Consider the following 4,382-nt stretch of genomic DNA (forward strand, 5'->3'; position numbering starts at 1 on the left):
TTTTGGCGGGCCAGTTGGCGCTGGCGCTGGTGCGGGCGCAGTTGCGCCGCCCGGCCGGCGACCGCCACGCCGGCGACGGCCATTTGCGCAGCCGGATCATCGACGCGCTTCCCTATGCACTGACGACCTCCCAGCGCGAGGCAGTCGCCGCCATCACCGACGATCTGCGCCAGCCGGTGCGGATGCTGCGGCTGCTGCAGGGCGACGTCGGATCCGGCAAGACCGTGGTGGCGCTGCTGGCGGCGGCGGCCGTCACCGAAGCCGGCAAGCAGGCGGCGCTGATGGCGCCGACCGAGATCCTGGCGCGCCAGCACATCAAGACCATCACGCCGCTGGCCGAACGTGCCGGACTGCGCGTGGCCATTCTCACCGGCCGTGAAAAGGGCAAGGAGCGGCGCGAATTGCTGGCGCGGCTCGCCGCGGGCGAGATCGATCTGCTGGTCGGCACCCACGCGCTGATCCAGGACGACGTCGTGTTCCAGTCGCTGGCGCTGGCGGTGGTCGATGAACAGCACCGTTTCGGGGTGCGCGAACGGCTGGCGCTGACCAACAAGGGCGAAGCCGTCGACGTGCTGGTGCTGAGCGCGACGCCGATCCCGCGCACGCTGGTGCTGACCTATTTCGGCGACATGGACGTTTCGGAGCTGCGCGAGAAGCCGGCCGGACGCCAGCCGATCGATACCCGCACGGTGCCGAACAGCCGCCTCGGCGAGGTGATGGAGGCGGTCGGCCGCGCGCTCGACAAGGGCAGACTGGTCTACTGGATCTGTCCGCTGGTGGAGGAATCCGAAGCCGAGGGCATCGAACACCTGACCAACGCCACCGAACGGTTCGAGAGCCTGCGCGAGCGCTTTGGCGACCGCGTCGGTCTGGTGCATGGCCAGATGAAGGGCGCCGAGAAGGACCGCGTGATGGCGCAGTTCGCCGCCGGCGAGATCGGCCTGCTGGTCGCCACCACCGTGGTCGAGGTCGGCGTCGACGTCCCCGCCGCCACCATCATGGTGATCGAGAACGCCGAACGTTTTGGCCTCGCGCAATTGCACCAGCTGCGCGGCCGGATCGGCCGCGGATCGGAAGCATCGACGTGTCTCCTGCTCTACAGGGAGCCTCTGAACGAAATGTCCACGGCGCGGCTGAAAGTGATCCGGGAAACCACCGACGGTTTTCGCATCGCCGAGGAGGATCTGAAACTGCGCGGCGAAGGCGATGTGCTGGGCGTCAGACAAAGCGGCCTGCCCGGCTACCGCATCGCGCGATCCGAGGTGCACGGCCAGCTCATCGCCCAGGCCCGCGACGAGGCGCTGCGGATCATGAAGGAGGACCCGAAACTCAAAGGCGAGCGCGGCGAAGCGCTGCGCGTGCTGCTCTATCTGTTTGAGCGCGACGAGGCGGTGCCGCTGATCGGGGCGGGGTGACGGATTTCGCAGCTGACGCTGCCGTCGCAATGACGTCGCCCCCTTTTTCAGGCGACGCCAGGTCCGTCGCCCTCAATCCACCTTCGCCGGCTCCGGCCGCGGTGCGGCTGTGTTCGCCGTCCGCGCGGCGTTCGCCATCTCGGCCAGCGCCGCGATCTTCTTCTGACCGTCGGAGCCTGGCTGCACCACGCCCGCGGACATGATCAGGGTCGCGGCGTCCTCGGCGCTCATCTGGATCTCGACGACCTTGCTCTTCGGCACATAGAAGAAGAAGCCGGTGGTCGGATTCGGCGCGCAGGGCAGGAATACCGAGATATGCTCCTCCTGACCCGGCAGATTGTTGGCGACCTCCACGCTCGGCGGCTGCGAGATCAGCACGATCGACCACATCCCCGGCGACGGGAATTCGACCAGGCCGACCCGGCGGAAGCTCGATCCCTTGCCCGAGAACAGCGTCTCGAAAACCTGTTTGAGGCCGCGGTAGATCGCGCGCACCACTGGCATGCGGCCGAGCAGCCGCTCGCCGAGGTCGACCAGGGTCCGCCCGATCAGGTTGGCGGCGAGAAAGCCCAGCAGCGTCAGCGCGAACACCGCAACGATCAGCCCGGCGCCCGGCAGCCCGAACGGCAGATAGGTTTCCGGGCGATAGGCCAGCGGAATGAGCGGCCGGACGATGCCGTCTACCCAGTTCACGAACCACCAGGTCAGATAGAAGGTGATCGCGATCGGACCGGCCACGATCAGGCCGGTCAGGAAATAGTTCCGGAATCGGGCCAATAATCCGTGCGGAGCCTCCGGCGGCGGCGGCAGGTCGTCGTCGGGCTCAATGGGGGAAGGTTCGCGGTTCATTCAGGTTCCAAGGTCGGTCGAGGCGGCTATTACACGATGCAGCCGAGCCATCCTAGCAGACTTTGGAACACCCCGGCCACATCGGGAGATGTGACACTTATTCCACCGTGACCGATTTCGCCAGATTGCGTGGCTTATCGACATCCGTACCCTTGCATAACGCAGCATGGTAGGCGAGGATTTGCATCGGAATGGTATGGACGATCGGACTCAAGGGTCCTGCATGAGTTGGCAGGCGTAGAAGGTGCAGGCCTTCCTGGGGAGTGAAATTACTGTCCAGATCGGTGAATACATAGAGTTCGCCACCCCGCGCGCGAACTTCCTGAAGGTTGGATTTGAGTTTCTCCAGCAAGTTGTCATTCGGTGCCACCGCCACCACCGGCATGTCCTTATCGACCAGGGCGAGCGGGCCATGCTTCAACTCGCCTGCCGGATAGGCTTCGGCATGAATATAGGAAATCTCCTTGAGCTTCAGCGCGCCTTCCAATGCGATGGGGTAATGCACCCCCCGCCCCAGAAACAACGCGTGCTGTTTATCCGCAAAACGTTCTGCCCAGGCAGCGATATCAGGCTCCAGATTAAGTACCTGCTGCACCAAACCGGGCAGTTCACGCAACTGAGTCAGCCAGGCCTTTTCCTGAACTGTACTTATTTTTTCACGCTGACGGCCAAGTACCAAAGTCAGGAGAAACAATGCGACTAGCTGTGTAGTGAATGCCTTGGTCGACGCCACGCCGATTTCGGGCCCGGCGCGGGTAAGAAATGTAAGGTCTGATCCTCGCACCAGCGCGCTTTCCGGAACGTTGCATATAGACAGCGAATATTTATGTCCGAGTGATTTTGCATGCAACAGGGCATCAATAGTATCGCGTGTTTCTCCCGACTGGGAGAGTGTGACGATCAGCGTGTCCGGGTCTGATACGCTGGTGCGGTAGCGGTATTCGCTGGCTATTTCTGCCCGGCAGGGTAGACCCGTCATGGATTCAATCCAGTATTCCGCCACCTTGGCTGCATGATAGCTAGTCCCACAGGCAAGAATGCGTATCCCATTTACCGCTCTCAGTATGTCGTCTGCTTTGGGTCCAAACATACTCGACGAAACATTTTCAGTTGTCACCGCCGCTTGCAAAGTGTTGGCAATCGCCCGCGGCTGCTCGTGAATTTCCTTTTGCATAAAATGTCGATAGTTGCCAAGTTCGACCATATCTGCGGATTGTTCTGAAATATGCACGCTGCGCTCGACGGGGCTTCCGGCTGAGTCAATAATTTTTACATCGAGCAGGCCAATGTCTGCGATATCGCCTTCTTCAAGATAGAGAATTTTTTGTGTAACCGGCAGCAATGCGGAGACATCCGAGGCAATGAAATTTTCCTCAATGCCAAGGCCAATCAGCAATGGACTCCCACGTCGAGCCGCTAGCAGCCGATGTGGCGACTCTGCACATAGCACGCCGATGGCATAGGCGCCGTGAAGTTCAGCGGTGGCTGCACGCACGGCCTCTAGAAGATTGAGACTGGCACGAAAATGATGGTGAATAAGGTGTGCAATTACTTCTGTGTCGGTTTGAGATGAAAAAACATATCCTAGCGACATGAGCCTTTCACGCAATGCCTCGTGATTCTCGATGATCCCATTGTGAACCACGGCAAGAACATCATTGCTGACATGCGGGTGAGCATTATCCTCAGTCGGAGCACCATGCGTCGCCCAGCGCGTATGTGCGATTCCAAGGTGGCCATGAGTCTTCTGCCGCCCTGTCTGGGCGGCAAGTTCCACTACTCGACCAACACTGCGCACACGTTGCAGTCCATGATTCAAAACCACTAAACCTGCAGAATCATAGCCCCGATATTCCAGCCTGCGGAGTCCTTCCAGCAAAATGGGTACGACATTGCGTTGAGCTACTGCGCCGATAATCCCGCACATCCACTTACTCCTTTGTTTTTTTTACCGGGCGTGTCCACCCGTTGACCGTAATTTGCTTGGCGCGAGAAAGCGTCAACTCTCCCGTCGGCGTATTCCTGGTAATAGTTGAACCAGCACCGATGGTTGACCCTTTACCCACTGTTACAGGTGCAATCAACTGGGTATCTGAACCGATAAATGCGCCATCCTCA

Annotated in this window: 4 protein-coding genes; 1 reads left to right on the forward strand and 3 read right to left on the reverse strand. The window is 60.5% G+C overall.

The genetic code is table 11. From position 1 onward, the window contains the following. Window positions 1-1,415, forward strand: a 1,415-nt coding sequence (locus Q8R73_RS02880; RefSeq protein ID WP_305718046.1) for an ATP-dependent DNA helicase RecG, incomplete at its 5' end; no start/stop codon positions are given. A gap of 72 nt (window positions 1,416-1,487) precedes the next feature. On the opposite strand, the gene Q8R73_RS02885 is transcribed toward Q8R73_RS02880, so the two are convergent. From Q8R73_RS02885 to Q8R73_RS02895, 3 genes are all read right to left on the reverse strand, one after another. After that, the gene (locus Q8R73_RS02885; protein ID WP_305718047.1) at window positions 1,488-2,264 is read right to left on the reverse strand and encodes a DUF502 domain-containing protein; all 777 of its coding nucleotides are present in this window, start codon (window positions 2,262-2,264) and stop codon (window positions 1,488-1,490) included. A gap of 97 nt (window positions 2,265-2,361) precedes the next feature. Continuing rightward, window positions 2,362-4,191, reverse strand: a complete 1,830-nt coding sequence (glmS, locus tag Q8R73_RS02890) for a glutamine--fructose-6-phosphate transaminase (isomerizing) (RefSeq protein ID WP_305718048.1) — start codon at window positions 4,189-4,191, stop codon at window positions 2,362-2,364. 4 nt (window positions 4,192-4,195) lie between these two features. Beyond that, the coding region (locus Q8R73_RS02895) for a DapH/DapD/GlmU-related protein (RefSeq protein ID WP_305718049.1) at window positions 4,196-4,382 on the reverse strand (187 nt) is incomplete at its 5' end.

It is taken from the genome of Bradyrhizobium sp., from assembly GCF_030697065.1.
Lineage (GTDB): Bacteria > Pseudomonadota > Alphaproteobacteria > Rhizobiales > Xanthobacteraceae > Bradyrhizobium.

Bases quoted from the DNA above. Each gene is read 5' to 3' on its own strand.
- Q8R73_RS02885 (WP_305718047.1), bottom strand. From the start codon at position 2,264: ATGAACCGCGAACCTTCCCCCATTGAGCCCGACGACGACCTGCCGCCG.
- glmS (WP_305718048.1), bottom strand. From the start codon at position 4,191: ATGTGCGGGATTATCGGCGCAGTAGCTCAACGCAATGTCGTACCCATT.